Annotated in this window: 12 protein-coding genes; 8 read left to right on the top strand and 4 right to left on the bottom strand. The window is 68.0% G+C overall.

Annotated elements, in window-relative coordinates; all coding sequences use genetic code 11:
- Positions 1–44 precede the first annotated feature (44 nt).
- Together J7U37_RS13440 and J7U37_RS13435 are read left to right on the top strand one after the other, a co-directional pair.
- Positions 45–2,438: a xanthine dehydrogenase family protein molybdopterin-binding subunit gene (locus tag J7U37_RS13440; protein ID WP_247636040.1), complete on the top strand. Its 2,394-nt coding sequence runs from the start codon at positions 45–47 to the stop codon at positions 2,436–2,438.
- A gap of 169 nt (positions 2,439–2,607) precedes the next feature.
- Positions 2,608–3,138, top strand: a complete 531-nt coding sequence (locus J7U37_RS13435) for a phosphate-starvation-inducible PsiE family protein (protein ID WP_056182859.1) — start codon at positions 2,608–2,610, stop codon at positions 3,136–3,138.
- Here J7U37_RS13435 and J7U37_RS13430 read toward each other — a convergent pair.
- Together J7U37_RS13430 and J7U37_RS13425 are read right to left on the bottom strand one after the other, a co-directional pair.
- Complete coding sequence (locus J7U37_RS13430) at positions 3,135–3,647, bottom strand: winged helix DNA-binding protein (RefSeq protein ID WP_056182990.1); 513 nt, start codon at positions 3,645–3,647, stop codon at positions 3,135–3,137. The genes J7U37_RS13435 and J7U37_RS13430 overlap by 4 nt on opposite strands.
- Positions 3,648–3,812: 165 nt before the next feature.
- Complete coding sequence (locus J7U37_RS13425) at positions 3,813–4,280, bottom strand: DUF6163 family protein (protein ID WP_247636039.1); 468 nt, start codon at positions 4,278–4,280, stop codon at positions 3,813–3,815.
- Between the two features lie 349 nt (positions 4,281–4,629).
- On the opposite strand from J7U37_RS13425, the gene J7U37_RS13420 reads away from it, so the two are divergent.
- The 5 genes from J7U37_RS13420 to J7U37_RS13400 all read left to right on the top strand — a co-directional run bounded on the left by J7U37_RS13420 (position 4,630) and on the right by J7U37_RS13400 (position 8,136).
- Entirely contained in the window at positions 4,630–4,968 is a 339-nt protein-coding gene (locus J7U37_RS13420; RefSeq protein WP_056182853.1) for a hypothetical protein, read from the top strand.
- A 187-nt stretch (positions 4,969–5,155) separates the two neighbouring features.
- Positions 5,156–6,214, top strand: a complete 1,059-nt coding sequence (gene hemB, locus J7U37_RS13415) for a porphobilinogen synthase (RefSeq protein WP_056182851.1) — start codon at positions 5,156–5,158, stop codon at positions 6,212–6,214.
- Positions 6,215–6,252: 38 nt separating this feature from the next.
- Positions 6,253–6,669 carry a hypothetical protein gene (locus J7U37_RS13410; protein ID WP_247636038.1) on the top strand — a complete coding sequence of 139 codons (417 nt, stop codon included), beginning with the start codon at positions 6,253–6,255 and terminating at the stop codon, positions 6,667–6,669.
- A gap of 77 nt (positions 6,670–6,746) precedes the next feature.
- Entirely contained in the window at positions 6,747–7,235 is a 489-nt protein-coding gene (locus tag J7U37_RS13405; RefSeq protein WP_056182987.1) for an RDD family protein, read from the top strand.
- A 154-nt stretch (positions 7,236–7,389) separates the two neighbouring features.
- Positions 7,390–8,136 carry an arginyltransferase gene (locus J7U37_RS13400; protein ID WP_056182845.1) on the top strand — a complete coding sequence of 249 codons (747 nt, stop codon included), beginning with the start codon at positions 7,390–7,392 and terminating at the stop codon, positions 8,134–8,136.
- 19 nt (positions 8,137–8,155) lie between these two features.
- On the opposite strand, the gene J7U37_RS13395 is transcribed toward J7U37_RS13400, so the two are convergent.
- Positions 8,156–10,297, bottom strand: coding sequence for a TonB-dependent siderophore receptor (locus J7U37_RS13395; protein WP_247636037.1), 2,142 nt, complete (start codon positions 10,295–10,297; stop codon positions 8,156–8,158).
- A gap of 288 nt (positions 10,298–10,585) precedes the next feature.
- The gene (locus J7U37_RS13390) at positions 10,586–12,757 is read right to left on the bottom strand and encodes a TonB-dependent siderophore receptor (RefSeq protein WP_247636036.1); all 2,172 of its coding nucleotides are present in this window, start codon (positions 12,755–12,757) and stop codon (positions 10,586–10,588) included.
- Between the two features lie 432 nt (positions 12,758–13,189).
- On the opposite strand from J7U37_RS13390, the gene purB reads away from it, so the two are divergent.
- Positions 13,190–14,497, top strand: a complete 1,308-nt coding sequence (gene purB, locus J7U37_RS13385; protein WP_247636035.1) for an adenylosuccinate lyase — start codon at positions 13,190–13,192, stop codon at positions 14,495–14,497.
- The last annotated feature ends 10 nt before the right edge of the window (positions 14,498–14,507 follow it).

The raw sequence follows: 14,507 nt of genomic DNA, 5'->3' as shown, positions 1-14,507 counted from the left end.
TGCCGGAGCGACTTCGGTCCGGGCGACTTCGGTCTGAGCGATCGATGTCTGAGCGACTCGGGGTCGCGCCCTGGACCGCGGCGGTGCCCCCGCCGGTTCTCCTCGCGGCAGGCGAGGAAAACCCGATGGGAAGCGAGAACCCGATGGGAAGCGAGAACCCGATGGGGAGACCGACCGACGCGCGCGACCGTCCCTCCCCGCTCGGCCGGCCCCATCCGCGCGTCGAGGGCTCCGCCAAGGTCACCGGGGTCGCGCTCTACGCCTCCGACACGCGGCTGCCGCGCCTCGCCCACGCGGCCCTGGTCACCAGCACCATCCCGCGCGGGCGGATCACCGGCTTCGATCTGGCCGCCGCCGAGGCGGTCCCGGGCTGCCTGCGCATCTTCACCCACCGGGATTTCGCCGGCGCGATCCGCCCGGTGAAGCACCTGATGGCGGGCGGCCATGCCAATAGCGGGCATCGGCCGCTGGACTCGGATGCCGTCGCGTATGCGGGCCAGATCGTCGCCCTGGTGGTGGCGGACACCGTCGAGGCCGCCCGCGAGGCGGCCGACCGCGCGGTCGTGCATTATCGACGCGACGATTTCGCCGACGGCTTCGATGCACCGGGCTCCGAGACGGTGCGGCTCGCGGATCTCAAGCCGAAGCACCACGACCCGCGCCGCGGCGACGCCGACTCGGCCCTGGTTGCGGCCGAGGTCACGGTCGCCGCGCGCTACGAGACGCCGATCCAGCACCACAACCCGATCGAGCTGTTCACCACCACCTGCGCCTGGGACGGCCCGCGCCTCACCGTCTACGAACCCTCGCGCTACATCGGCGCGGTCCGGCACGGGCTCGCCGCCCAGCTCGGCCTCGACCCCGCCGACATCCGCGTGGTGGCGGGACTGATCGGCGGGCATTTCGGCGCGAAGTTCGCCCTGGCCCAATACACCGCGCCGGTCGCTCTCGCGGCCCGCGCCCTGGGCCGGCCGGTCTCCCTGGTGCCCAGCCGGCGCGATTGCTTCACCATCGCCAATTACCGGCCCGAGACCCGGCACGACATCCGCCTCGGCGCCACCCGTGACGGGCGCTTCACCGCCCTGGTGCACGAGGCCGAGGTGATCGCCTCGCGCTTCGACCCCTTCGCCATGGAGGGCACCGACGTCACCGCGAGCCTCTATGCCTGCCCCAATGTCCGCACCGACGAGCGCGCCGCCCGGGTCGACCGCAACACGCCGGGGCCGATGCGGGCGCCCCCGGAGGTGCCCTACCTGTTCGCCCTGGAGAGCGCGGTCGACGAGATGGCGCATGCGCTCAAGCTCGATCCCATCGCGCTGCGCCGGCGCAACGACACGCTGACCGATCCGATCTCCGGCAAGCCGTTCTCCTCACGCCCCCTGATGGCCTGCTTCGAAGCCGGCGCCGAAGCCTTCGGCTGGGCCGAGCGCGACCCGGAACCCGGACGGATGCGGGACGGCCCCTGGCGCATCGGCCTCGGCTGCGCCGCCTCGGTGCGCCCGGTGAAGATCGCCCCCGCGACGATGCGGATCGGCCTCGGACCCGACGGACGCGCCACCGTGGCCAGCGCCCACCATGAGATCGGCAATGGCATCACCACTCTCCTGGCGCTCGGCGCCGCCGATTGGCTCGGCCTCCTGCCCGAGGCCGTGACGGTCCGCCTCGGCGACACCGACCTGCCGGCTGCCGGCCTGTCGGGCGGCTCGTCCACCACCACGAGCCTGCTCCACACCCTGGCGCAGGGCTGCGAATCGCTGCGGGTCCGCCTCGCCGAAGCCGCCGTGGCCGGGCCGCTGGCCGGAGCCGATCCCGCCAGCCTTCGCCTCGAGTCCGGCCGCCTCGCGGCGCCGGACGGGCGCGCCTGCCCGCTGGACATGCTCGTCGCCGGCCTCCACCCGGGCGGGATCGAGACCGTTGCGGCCTTCACCCCCGAGGGCTCCGGTCCCGAAGCCCTGGAGGCGATCGAATCGGGTCGGATGGCGCTGGGCACCGGTGCGGGCAGCCAAGCCGTATCCTGGGCCTTCGGGGCACAGTTCGCGCAGGTGCAGGTTCATGCCGAGACGGGCGAGATCCGGGTGGAGCGCCTCCTCGGCGCCTTCGCGGCCGGGCGCGTGCTCAACCCCCTCACCGCCCGGAGCCAGCTCACCGGCGGCATGATCTGGGGCCTCGGCTCGGCGCTGCTGGAGGAGACCATCCTCGACCGGGGCCATTACCGCAACGCCGACCTCGCCGAGTACCTCGTCGCCACCGCTGCCGATGCGCCCGAGATCGAGGCGCTGTTCGTGCCCGACCCCGACGACACCGTGAATCCCCTCGGACTCAAGGGGCTCGGCGAACTCGGCATCATCGGCGTCAACGCGGCCATCGCCAACGCGGTGTTCCACGCCACCGGCCGGCGCATCCGCGCCCTGCCGATCCGGGTGGAGGATATGCTGTGACCGGGACGCGTGACGTGGGCGCCGGCCGGCCCCCGGCCTGCCCCACGCCTTCGTGACCGGAGCGACCGGATTCATGGCCCGTGGCGGGCCGATTCTCACCGGGGAGCACCCTGGACGCCCGGACGCCGATCCTGTCTGATCGGGACAATCACGCGGGGGAGAGCGCGCCATGTCCGACGAGCGGGACGATCAGGGCCGGCTGACGCGCGCGGCGAGCTTCATCTTCCTCCACACCGAGCACGCGATCTACGCGGCGCTCGGCGCGCTCCTCGCCCTCACCGCCCTCGTCGCCCTGATCGATGCCGCCCAGCTGACCTGGAGCGCGCTGCGCAGCCTCGGCGGTGCCGATCAGATCCTGGAGGTGGTGGACCGTCTGCTGTTCCTGCTGATGCTCATCGAGATCCTGCACACGGTGCGGGTGTCGATGCGCTCGGGCAAGCTGACCTGCGAGCCGTTCCTGATCGTCGGGCTGATCGCGTCGATCCGGCGGGTGCTGGTGATCACCCTGCAATCGTCGGAGATCACCCACGCCAAGGACTGGTCGCCCGAGAAGCAGGCCTTGTTCCAGGCCTCGATGATCGAGCTCGGCGTTCTCGCCGGACTGATCCTCACCATGGTGCTGGCGATCTTCATGCTCCACCGCGCCCGCGACGACGGCAAGCCCGCCGGCGAGGAGACCCACGAACAGGCCGGCGCCTAGAGGCGGTAGCGGATCTGGTCGGTCCAGAAGCGCTCCAGGCGGGTGAGCGCGGTGTTGAGGCGGCCGAAATCGTCGTCCGAGATGCCGCCGATCGGCTGGATGGTGCGGGCGTGCTTGTCGTACAGGGTCTGGATGATGTCGTGGACCTGGCGGCCCTTGTCGGTGAGGCTGATGCGGACCGAGCGGCGGTCGGTCTTCGAGCGGGCATGGTGCAGGTAGCCGGCCTCGACTAGCTTCTTGACGTTGTAGGAGACGTTCGAGCCGAGATAGTAACCCTTGGTGCGCAGCTCGCTCGCGGTCAGCTCCTTGTCGCCGATGTTGTAGAGGAGCAGGGCCTGGACGCTGTTGACGTCCTCGCGCTCGCGGCGCTCGAACTCGTCCTTGATCACGTCGAGGAGGCGGCGATGCAGGCGCTCGACGAGGTGCAGGGCCTCCAGATACGAGCCGTGTGCCGGGGCGGTCTCGGGAGCGGTGTTGGTCTTGCTAACCTTCGCAGCCTGGGACTTCATCATGGGCCTCATCAGGTATCGATGCTTCAGGGCCGGTGTTCTTTGCCACCGCTCATGAAGCCAACCTAGAGCGCCGCAGGTGAAAGACGGTTTAAGCGATAGGATGAATTTGCGATTTACCTCTCTGGGTAAATACAAGATGAAACCAATCCCGTAACCGGTCGTTTACCGGATTTCTCGCGCCGCCAGGAAGGAAAAGATAAAATACACCGCAATAATTCCCGCTTGTATTGCCAAGTATGGTGTCGCGACCGGCAGCAGTTGCGGAGTCAGGACTGCGAGCGTCAACCCACTGGTGGCGGCCAGCAGCCAGACCACGCCGCCCCAGGCGCTGGTGAGCCAGAGGCCGACCGCCGCCATCGGGTCGAGCACCGCGAAATAGACGATCACGCTCTGGCGCCCGATCGACTCCGATTCGAAGGGCCTGAAACCCGGAATGACGTCGAGGATGCTGGCCCAGGTGACCACGGCCTTCGTCAGCCAGCACAGGGCGACGGCGCGCATGAACCAGATCAGCACCACGTCCCAGCCGGTGCGGGGCAATTGCGAGGACCGCTCGATCCGGTCGCCGCCGCCCTCGACGTTGCGGCCGCGGATTTCGCGGGGGCCGGGAATCTTGGTCAAGCCGCGCACGCGAAGCCTCGTCTCATCGGTCGTCTCATCGCTCGAACGCTCCGTTGCGGGTTGGCTCAGGGCCGTTTCGCCTCGCCCGGGTCGGTCCGGGCCGGGCCGCCTGTCCCGGACTGTCCGGTGGCTCGGCCGCCATCGTCCCCCTCACGGGAGGGCCTGTTTAGACGAGGTTTTGGCGCGCGACGTCAATTGCTGCCCCTGGGCGCGGGCGACGTGACGAAGGCGGCAGGGCATGCGAACTGCCGACTCCTGCGGCGGGACGGTGGATGGGACCGGTTCCGGTCGGAAATCTCTCACCCATGAGCGATATGCTCACGCCTGACGTTGCCGGTCCTCTCGCGCGAGTCTTGCGATGAAATACAGTTCGCTCACGCTCTGCACCCTGATCGCAAACGATTCCATCCGTCTCCTGGTCTTCTGCCTCGTCGTCGCTTGCGGGATGATGGTGACCCATGGTCCCGAGGCGAACGAATTTGTTTTGCGCTGGGATGTCGCGAAATTCGTCGCGGGGGGGATCGGCGGGATGCTTGCGTCCTTCGTGCTCGGGATTTTTCGGGTTCGCGGGATTTTTCGGGTTCGGCAGTGGTCCCGATCCCGCGTCGCGTTGTTGCAGCGAATGGCCGAGACTCCCCCCGAAACCTGGCGCAAGCAATATCGCGACTGGAGCCGCAAGCTGGACCTGCAGGATTAGGGCCGGGCGTTGCGCCCCTTTGGCAGGCTCGGCGGGGTTCGGGCCACGCTTGTGCACGATGCGGTCCTCCATGGGCTTGCCCCCGCATCCCTGCGTCGGCAATGCGGGTTTCGAAGGCTTTTCGGGATGTGATAGGCCCGTGGCCCTCCGCCCGGGCCGTGGCCCGGCCCCATCGAGTTCGAGCACGATGACCCACGCACCAGCGACCCCGCGTCCCCTGGCGGTCGAGACGGCACAGGAATCCGCCCGCGCGCCGGGCCTCGGCATCACCCAGCGCCCGCGCCGCAACCGGAAGGCCGAGTGGTCGCGCCGCCTCGTGCGCGAGCATACGCTGACGGTGGACGATCTGATCTGGCCGCTCTTCGTCATCGAGGGGACCGGCCGGCGCGAGCCCATCGCCTCGATGCCGGGGGTCGAGCGCCTCAGCGTCGACGAGGTGGTGCGCGACGCCGAGCGGGCGGCCCGCCTCGGCATTCCCGCGATCTCGTTCTTTCCCTACACCGAGCCCGGCCTGCGCGATCCCACCGGCTCGGAATCGCTCAATCGCGACAACCTCGTCTGCCGGGCGGTGCGGGCGGTGAAGGCGGCGGTGCCGGAACTCGGCCTGATGACCGACGTCGCCCTCGATCCCTATACCAGCCACGGCCATGACGGCCTCCTCGAGGATGGCGCCATCCTCAACGACGAGACCGTCGCCCTGCTGGTGGAGCAGAGCCTGATCCAGGCGGAGGCCGGCACCGACATCATCGCGCCCTCCGACATGATGGATGGGCGCGTCGGCGCCATCCGGGCCGGGCTCGACCGGGCCGGATTTCGCGATGTCCAGATCATGGCCTACGCGGCCAAGTACGCCAGCGCCTTCTACGGTCCGTTCCGGGATGCGATCGGCACCCAGGCGGCGCTGGTCGGCGACAAGCGCACCTATCAGATGGACCCGGGCAATTCTGACGAGGCCATCCGGGAGGTCGCCCTCGACCTCGCCGAAGGCGCCGATTCGGTGATGGTGAAGCCCGGCCTGCCCTATCTCGATATCATCCGCCGGGTGAAGGACGAATTCGCCGTGCCGACCTTCGCCTACCAGGTGTCGGGTGAGTACGCGATGATCGAGGCCGCCGCCCGCAACGGCTGGCTCGACGGCGACCGCGCCATGGTCGAGAGCCTGCTGGCCTTCAAGCGCGCCGGCGCCGACGGCGTCCTCACCTACTACGCGCTGCGGGTCGCCGAGCGGCTGCGCGCCGGCGCGTGAGGCCGGGCGCGTGAGGCCATGCACGTGAGGCCATGCACGTGAGGCCATGCGTTCTCGCGCTGGGGCTTGCGCTGCTCGTGAGCCTCGGTGCCTGCGAGAGTTCGGTCGATCGCCAGCGCGCTCAGATCTGCCGGCGCGTCGTGCCCGCTTTGGCGCCCCCCGAGACCGAGGTGAAGCTGCTCCGCATCGGCACGGGCGCGACTCTGGACGACGTGCGGGTCGACTACGCGGTGGCGGGCCGGCCCGGTCAGGCGGCGCGCCAGCGCTGGGTCACCTGCAGCTTCGGGTCCGGAGCCGAACTGCTCGGCCTCGCCACGGAGACCGGCCCGGTCAACGGTGCCCGCCTCTTTCTCCTGCGCCACTACTACCTCGACACCCCGGAGGCCGCCGTCGCCGATCCGGGGGCGCGGGCCTCGCCGGCCGGCCGCGCGGCGCCCTGGAAACGCCGATCTTGAGAGTTGCGCAGGCCACGCCCATCTCTCGCCTGAGATGTCCGCCGCCCCCGCTCGGGGGCGACACCCAGGAGCGCCCCATGCGCGAGACGCAAAGCCCCTACGCCGATCGCGTCCAGACCGGCTACGCCCCCCAATTCCCGATCCCCTATGTCCGGGGCAGCCTCGGCGCGCGCTTCGTCGCCTACCTCCTCGACATCCTGTTCATCTTCGGCTTCACCGCCCTCCTGACCCTGGCGATCACGGTGATCGGCGTGCTCACCTTCGGCCTCGGTTGGACCCTGTTCGCCGTCCTGCCGGCGAGCGGCATCCTCTACAGCGCGATCACGGTGGGGGGCGCGGCCCAGAGCACCTGGGGCATGCGCATGATGGGACTGCGCGTCGTGGCTCCCGAGAGCGGCACCCGGGTGGACTACCTCACGGCGGCGATCCACGCCCTGCTGTTCTACGTGGCGGTGGCCTCGGCCTTCCTGCTGTGGATGCTGGATGTCGGCATCGGCCTCGTGCGGGCCGACCGGCGCCTCGGGCACGACCTGCTTCTCGGGCTCGCCGTGGTGCGGGCCGGCTGACCCCCTCCGGGACAGCGTCGGATCGCGAGATCCGACGGGTTTCATACGAAATCGTCGCGGACGCCTCAGGGGGGTGTTGAGCCCGCCCGCGTTGCGGATACACTCAAGTCTTGGGGGCCGCGGCGCCCCCTCGCGCGGCGAGCGACAGACAAGCGTGACGAGCCATTCCCGGGACACCCCGCAATTCTACCTGACGGCGCCCTCGCCGTGCCCGTACCTGCCGGGTCAGGAGGAGCGCAAGGTCTTCACCCATCTCGTCGGCCGCCGGGCCCGGGACCTCAACGAGATCCTGACGCAGGGGGGCTTCCGCCGCTCGCAGACCATCGCCTACCGGCCGGCCTGCGAATCCTGTCGCGCCTGCATCTCGGTGCGGGTGGTGGTGGCCGATTTCCAGCCCTCGGGCAGCCAGCGCCGCATCCTCCAGCGCAACGCCGACCTTGTCGGCACGCCGGAGCCCAATCGGCCGGCCTCCGAGCAGTACGCGCTGTTCCGGCGCTATCTCGATGCCCGCCACGGCGACGGCGGCATGGTCGACATGACCGTGCTCGACTACGCCATGATGATCGAGGACAGCCACGTCGACACCCATCTGGTGACGTATCGCCGGCGCGGACCCGACACCGCGATCAACGGGCGCGGCACGGGCCCGACCGTGGCCCTGTGCCTGACCGACGTTCTCGCCGACGGCCTGTCGATGGTCTACTCGTTCTACGATCCGGCCGAGGCGAACCGCTCGCTCGGCACCTACATGATCCTCGATCACATCCGCCGCGCGGCCGATCTCGGCCTGCCCTATCTCTACCTCGGCTACTGGGTCGAGGGCTCCCGCAAGATGGATTACAAGGCCCGCTTCACCCCGCAGGAGCGGCTGATGGGGCCGGGCTGGCAGCGGGTGGAGTAGTCCACCCGCCGCGTGACCGTCAGAACCGCGCGACGATCTGCGCCCGGATGGTGCGCGGCGCGCCCGGCGTGAGGTTCTGGTTGTTGTCGGCCGTGTAGATGTAGCGCCGGTCGAACAGGTTCTCGATGTTCACCTGCGCGCGGACCGATTCGGTGATGTTGTAGAACAGTCCGAGATCGAAGCGGGTGTAGCTTGGCAGCCGCACGGAATCGTCGGAGGTGGCGAAGGTGTGGGTCTGGTGGATCACCCCGATGCCGATGCCGAGTTCGCGGGTGATGTCGAACTTGTTCCACAGCGAGATGCTGTTGAACGGCACCAGCCCGACGGTGTTGCCCTTCACGATGGTCGTCGAGACGTTGCTGTCGATGCGGGCATCGGTGAAGGCATAGCCGCCGGCGATCTGCCACCAATCGGTGACGTAGCCGTTGGCGCCGATCTCGGCTCCCTGGGTGTTGGTCCTGCCCGAGAGGATGAAGAAGCCCGCGTTGTTCGGGTCGTTGAGGCGCTGGTTGGTGCGGTCGAGGTTGTAGAGCGCGCCGGTGACCTGGAAGGTCGGGGTGACGTCATATTTCACGCCCACCTCGAGGTTCTGGAAGCCCTCCGGCCTGGCGATGACGAGACCCGGCGTGAACGCGCCGATCTGGTCGCCCGAGGACGGCAGGTAGGACACGCTGTAGCTGCCGTAGAAGGCGAGGTTCTCCAGCGGCTTGATCACCAGGCCGGCGCGCGGCGAGACGAGGTTGTCGACCCGCTCGTTGGTCAGGCCGGTGGCGCGGCCCTGCGAGGAGAAATCGAAGTAGTCGTAGCGCAGGCCGCCGACGATCTGGACGTACTCGTTGAGGTCGATCTGGTCCTGGGCATAGACCGCGGCCAGACCGAGATCGTAGCGGACATTGGCGTCCGTGGTGCCGTTGTTGCGGAACGTCACCGGTGCCCGGGTGATCGGCGCGAGTGGGTTCACCACCACGCTGGTCACGAGGCTGTTGCCGGTGTTGAAGAACGCGGTCTGCCGGAAGGCGAGACCCTCCTGGTAGCCGAGCTCGAAGCCGGCCAGCAGGGTGTGCTTCACCGTGCCGGTGAGGAACTTGTAGGTGAAGTCGTTCTGGCTGAAGTAGTTGGTCCGGTCGGTCTCGTTGCGGTAGCCGGTGATCGGCACCTGCGTGCCCGCGGCGTTGACCGGCGCCCCCGGCAGGGTGTTGGCGTAGAAGCGGTTGTAATCGGCAAAGCGCAGCTGGTTGCGCATCTGCACGCCGGACTCGAAGGTGTGGTCGAGGGTCGCCGTGGCGATGTTGGCGTCGACCCGGGTGGTGTTGACGTCCGGGTTGCCGAAGAACGTGCGGGTGTTGTTCCGGTAATTGTACGGCCGGCCGTTCTGCGAAGGGATGCCGCGATCCGGGAAGCGGTCGTCGTGGAAGAACTCGTACGAGAGCTTCAGGGTGGTGGCCGGGCCGAGCAGGAAGGTCATCGTCGGATTGATGCCGTAGCGCTGCAGGTCGCCGAACTGCCGGTAGGTCTGGCTGTCTTCGAACATGCCGTTGAGGCGGAAGAACACGCTGTCGCTGATGCGGTCGCCCACATCGAGCGCCACCCGCTTCTGGTTGAACTGGCCGCCGCCGGCCACGATCTCGCGCACCCGCAGGCCGTCGGCTTCCTTCAGGACGCGGTTGATCACGCCGCCGCCGCCGCCGCGCCCGAAGATCAGCGAATCCGGTCCTTTCAGCACCTCGATGCGCTCGATGTTGTAGAGATCGCGGAAGTACTGGACGTCGTCGCGCATGCCGTTGACGAAGAAGTCCGCGTTGGTCTTCTGCCCGCGGATGATCACCTCATCGCGGTTGTTCTCGCCCTGGGCCGGGATCACGCCCGGCACGTAGCGCAGCTGCTCGGTGAGGTTCTGGACGTTCTGGTCCCGGATCTGCTGGCGGCTCACGACGGTGATCGATTGCGGCGTGTCGAGGAGCGGTGTGTCGGTCTTCGTCGCGCTGCGGGTGGCACGGGTGACGTAGCCGACGGTGTTGCCGCGCACGCCCTCGATGCTGAGCTGGTCCAGGGTCACGGCCGTGCCCTCGGGCAGGAGCGCCGGCTGCGCCCGGGCCACCGTCGCCAGCGCCGTCCCGCACAGGAGGGTTGCGAGGAACCGCGATGCTGCTCCAATGTTCATGATCGTACTGCCCGCTCGAGAGACCGTGTCTTGTTGATTTTTCGCCCCCGAAATCAGTCGATGGGCGCGGCGCACCCTTTGAAGGGGCTCTAAGACAGGATCAAGCGAGCCCGGTGGCCTTTCCGGGTCTTTGTTTTACAGAGCTTCTAAGAAGCACTCGAAACAGTCTGCCAAGGCCTTTGCAACATTTGGCAAAGTCCCTTCGGATTTTAGTCCTGGAAATATTCCAGAGTGGGACGATCTGGCAAGACTTGTTGCATGAATGCAACGCTGCGCTGGTCGGCCGTTTCAGAAGCGGGCCACGACCTGCGCGCGGATCAGGCGCGGCGCGCCTGGGCTGATGTTGTTGTTGCCGTCGGCGGTGGCGATGTAGCCGCGATCGAACAGGTTCTCGATGTTGAGCTGCGCCCGCACGCCGTCGGTGACCTGATAGAACAGCCCGAGGTCGAATCGGGTGTAGCCCGGCAGCCGCACGGTGTCGTCGGAGGCTGCGAAGCTGTGCGTCTGGTGGACGAAGCCGATGCCGATGCCGAAGTCCCGCGTCACGTCGAACTTGTTCCACAGGGTGAAGGCGTTGAAGGGAACCAGGCCCACTTGGTTGCCGGCCCTGACGGAGGTCCCGCCGATGTTGAAGCCCTTGACGATGCGGGCATCGGTGAAGGCGTAGCCGCCGGCGATCTGCCACCACTCGGTGACGAAGCCGTTGGCGCCGATCTCCGCCCCCTGCGTGCTGGTCTGGCCGCTGGTGATGAAGAAGCCGGCATTGTTCGGGTCGGCGAGGCGCTGGTTGATGCGATCGAGATTGTAGAGCGCGCCGGTGAGCTGGAGCGTCGGCGCGACGTCGACCTTCACGCCCACCTCGGTGTTCTCGAAGCGCTCCGGCTTGGCGATCGCCAGACCGGGAGTCAGGGCGTTGAACTGGTCGCCCGAGGACGGCAGGTAGGAGATGCTGTAGCTGGCATAGAAGGCGAGCGTATCGACGGGCTTCAGGACGAGCCCGAGCCGGGGCGACAGCAGGTCGTCGACGCGGGCATTGGTGACGGTGGAGCGCCGGTCCGTGGCTGCGAAGTCGAAATGATCGTAGCGCAGCCCGCCGATGAGCTGCAGGTGCGGCCCGATCTCGATCTGGTCCTGGGCATAGATTGCCGCGAGGCCGAGGTCGTAGCGGGTATCGGCCCCGCTCGCGATGTTGCGGAATGTGACGGGTACGCGGCTCACCGGCGAGAGCGGATTCACCACCAGGGCCTGGGTGCCGGTGGTGGCGAAGAAGCCGTCCTGGCGGAAGGTCAGTCCCTCCTGGTAGCCGAGTTCGAAACCCCCGAGCAGCGTGTGCTTCAGGAGCCCAGTCTCGAAGCGGTAGGTGAAGTCGGTCTGGCTGAAAGAGTTCGTCCGGGGTGAGTCGGTGTTGTAGGCTGCCAGGGTCAGGGCCGTACCGACGGCATTGACGGCGCCGGCACGGCCGATGTTCGGATAGACGTTCTGGTAGAACTTCGCATAATCGGCGAAGCGCAGCTTGCTCTGCATCGTGACGCCGGACTCGAAGGCGTGATCGAGGGTCGCGGTGGCGATGTGGGCATCGACCCGGGCATAGCTGAGGTCGGGATTGCCGAAGAACGTCGCGATGTTCTGGCGGTAGCGATAGGGCCGGCCGAACTGGGAGGGGATGCCCCGATCCGCCGTCCGGTCGTCGTGGAAGTACTCGTAGGACAGCTTCAGGGTCGTGGCCGGACCGAGCAGGACGGTCAGGGTCGGGTTGATGCCATAGCGGCGCAGGTCGACGAAGTCGCGATAGGTGCCGCTGTCCTCGAACATCGCGTTGAGGCGGAAGAACACGCTGTCGCTCTCGCCGACGCGGTCGCCCAGATCGACGGCGACCCGCTTGGTGCCGTAGGCGCCCCCCAGGGCCACGACCTCGCGGAGCGGCACCCCGTCCGCCTCCTTGAGCACCCGGTTGATCACGCCGCCGCCGCCGCCGCGCCCGAAGATCATGGCGTTGGGACCCTTCAGCACCTCGATGCGCTGAACGTTGTAGAGATCGCGGAAATACTGGGCGTCGTCGCGGATGCCGTTGACGAAGAAATCGGCATTCGAGCGTTGCCCCCGGATCACCACGTCGTCGCGGTTGCCCTCGCCCTGGTGCGCCACCACCCCCGGGACGTAGCGGATCGCATCCGCGATGCTCTGGATGCCCTGGTCGCGGATCTGCTGCTGGGTGACGACCGTGACCGATTGCGGGGTATCGAGCAGGGGCGTGTCGGTCTTCGTCGCGGTCCGCATCCGGGTGGTCAGGTAACTGACGGTGGTGCCGGGGCTCCCCTCGACGTGGATCTGGTCGAGAGCGACGGCGTGTTCCTGTGCCAGCGCCGCCGTGCCGAGGGCGGTGTTGTCCAAGGCCACGGCGCCGAGAAGCACCGCGCGCCAGACGGCGATGCGGCGGAAGCCATCGGATGTGCGCGGCATGGGCGGTCTCGTCGGTGCAGGAGCGATACGAATCAAGACAAGCAACGTCCGCCGCGGGACGGGCTTGTATTGGTTCTGTACGATTCTGTATTGCAACGAACCGACGCTCACCAGTCGTATGAGACTGGTATAGTCTGGAGTTGGTCCAGAGTGGTGTCGGGATCTTCCGCGTAAGCGCGTGCAACAAAAGACAAATACCTCTAGGATCAGGTTCCTGGAGTGAGTCCAGCTCCGTCCCGAAAGCCGCCGCCTGATGCCAAAATGCTGCACTGCGGTAGGTCGCAGGCGTTGCGCTTCGTGCGGGACGGCGTCGGCGCCGGCCGGGGGCGTGCGTTGAGCGCGGTCGCCGCCCATGCTAGGCGCGCCTGATCCCGTTGCCCTTCACACGGCCCGTCACACGGCCGGTTCCGACGCGTTGACCGAGGCGCCCGCATGATCCCCCGCTACAGCCGCCCCGAGATGACCGCGATCTGGTCGCCCGAATCGCGTTTCCGGATCTGGTTCGAGATCGAGGCCCACGCCACCACGGCGCTGGCCGAACTCGGCGTGGTTCCGAAGGAGGCCGCCGACACCATCTGGGAGAAGGGCCGCGACGCGGTCTTCGACGTGGCCCGCATCGACGCCATCGAGGCGGTGACCAAGCACGACGTCATCGCGTTCCTGACGCATCTGGCCGAGATCGTCGGACCCGAGGCGCGCTTCGTCCACCAGGGCATGACCTCGTCGGACGTGCTCGACACCTGCCTCAACGTGCAGCTCGTGCGCGCCGCCGACCTGCTGATCAAGGACGTCGATGCCCTGCTCGCCGCCCTGAAGCGCCGGGCTTTCGAGCACCGGATGACACCGACCATCGGCCGCTCGCACGGTATCCACGCCGAGCCGGTCACCTTCGGTCTCAAGCTGGCCCAGGCCTACGCCGAGTTCGAGCGCAACCGCGCCCGCCTCGTCGCCGCGCGGGAGGAAATCGCCACCTGCGCCATCTCGGGCGCCGTCGGCACCTTCGCCAACATCGACCCGCGCGTGGAGGAATACGTCGCCAAGGCCATGGGCCTGACGCCGGAGCCGGTCTCGACCCAGGTCATTCCGCGCGACCGCCACGCCATGTTCTTCGCCATCCTGGGCGTCGTCGCCTCCTCGGTGGAGCGTCTGTCGATCGAGGTCCGCCATCTCCAGCGCACCGAGGTTCTGGAAGCGGAGGAGTTCTTCTCGGAGGGGCAGAAGGGCTCCTCGGCGATGCCGCACAAGCGCAACCCGGTGCTCACTGAAAACCTCACGGGTCTGGCCCGCATGGTGCGCAGCTACGCCCTGCCCGCCATGGAGAACGTCGCCCTCTGGCACGAGCGCGACATCTCGCACTCCTCGGTGGAGCGCATGATCGGCCCGGACGCCACCGTGACCCTCGATTTCGCGCTGGCGCGCCTCACCGGCGTCATCGACAAGCTGCTGATCTACCCCGAGACCATGCAGCGCAACCTCGACAAGCTCGGCGGCCTCGTCCACTCGCAGCGGGTGCTGCTGGCCCTGACCCAGGCCGGGGTCTCGCGCGAGGATGCCTACCGCCTGGTGCAGCGCAACGCGATGCCGGTCTGGCGCGGCGAGGGCGACTTTCTCACGCTCCTCAAGGCCGATGCCGACGTCACCGCGGCGCTGACCCAGCAGCAGATCGAGGAATGCTTCGATCTCGGCTATCACTTCAAGCACGTGGACACGATCTTTTCGCGGGTGTTCGGGGCCGCCTGATCCCCGCCCG

The sequence above is a fragment of the Methylobacterium sp. 37f genome (assembly GCF_023093475.1).
Lineage (GTDB): Bacteria > Pseudomonadota > Alphaproteobacteria > Rhizobiales > Beijerinckiaceae > Methylobacterium.
The sequence above is the reverse complement of the archived record's forward strand: the minus strand, read 5'-3'. Positions and strand labels throughout refer to the sequence as shown.

Bases quoted from the DNA above. Each gene is read 5' to 3' on its own strand.
- J7U37_RS13395 (WP_247636037.1), bottom strand. From the start codon at position 10,297: ATGAACATTGGAGCAGCATCGCGGTTCCTCGCAACCCTCCTGTGCGGG.
- purB (WP_247636035.1), top strand. From the start codon at position 13,190: ATGATCCCCCGCTACAGCCGCCCCGAGATGACCGCGATCTGGTCGCCC.
- hemB (WP_056182851.1), top strand. From the start codon at position 5,156: ATGACCCACGCACCAGCGACCCCGCGTCCCCTGGCGGTCGAGACGGCA.
- J7U37_RS13405 (WP_056182987.1), top strand. From the start codon at position 6,747: ATGCGCGAGACGCAAAGCCCCTACGCCGATCGCGTCCAGACCGGCTAC.
- J7U37_RS13430 (WP_056182990.1), bottom strand. From the start codon at position 3,647: ATGAAGTCCCAGGCTGCGAAGGTTAGCAAGACCAACACCGCTCCCGAG.
- J7U37_RS13435 (WP_056182859.1), top strand. From the start codon at position 2,608: ATGTCCGACGAGCGGGACGATCAGGGCCGGCTGACGCGCGCGGCGAGC.
- J7U37_RS13390 (WP_247636036.1), bottom strand. From the start codon at position 12,757: ATGCCGCGCACATCCGATGGCTTCCGCCGCATCGCCGTCTGGCGCGCG.
- J7U37_RS13420 (WP_056182853.1), top strand. From the start codon at position 4,630: ATGAAATACAGTTCGCTCACGCTCTGCACCCTGATCGCAAACGATTCC.
- J7U37_RS13440 (WP_247636040.1), top strand. From the start codon at position 45: ATGTCTGAGCGACTCGGGGTCGCGCCCTGGACCGCGGCGGTGCCCCCG.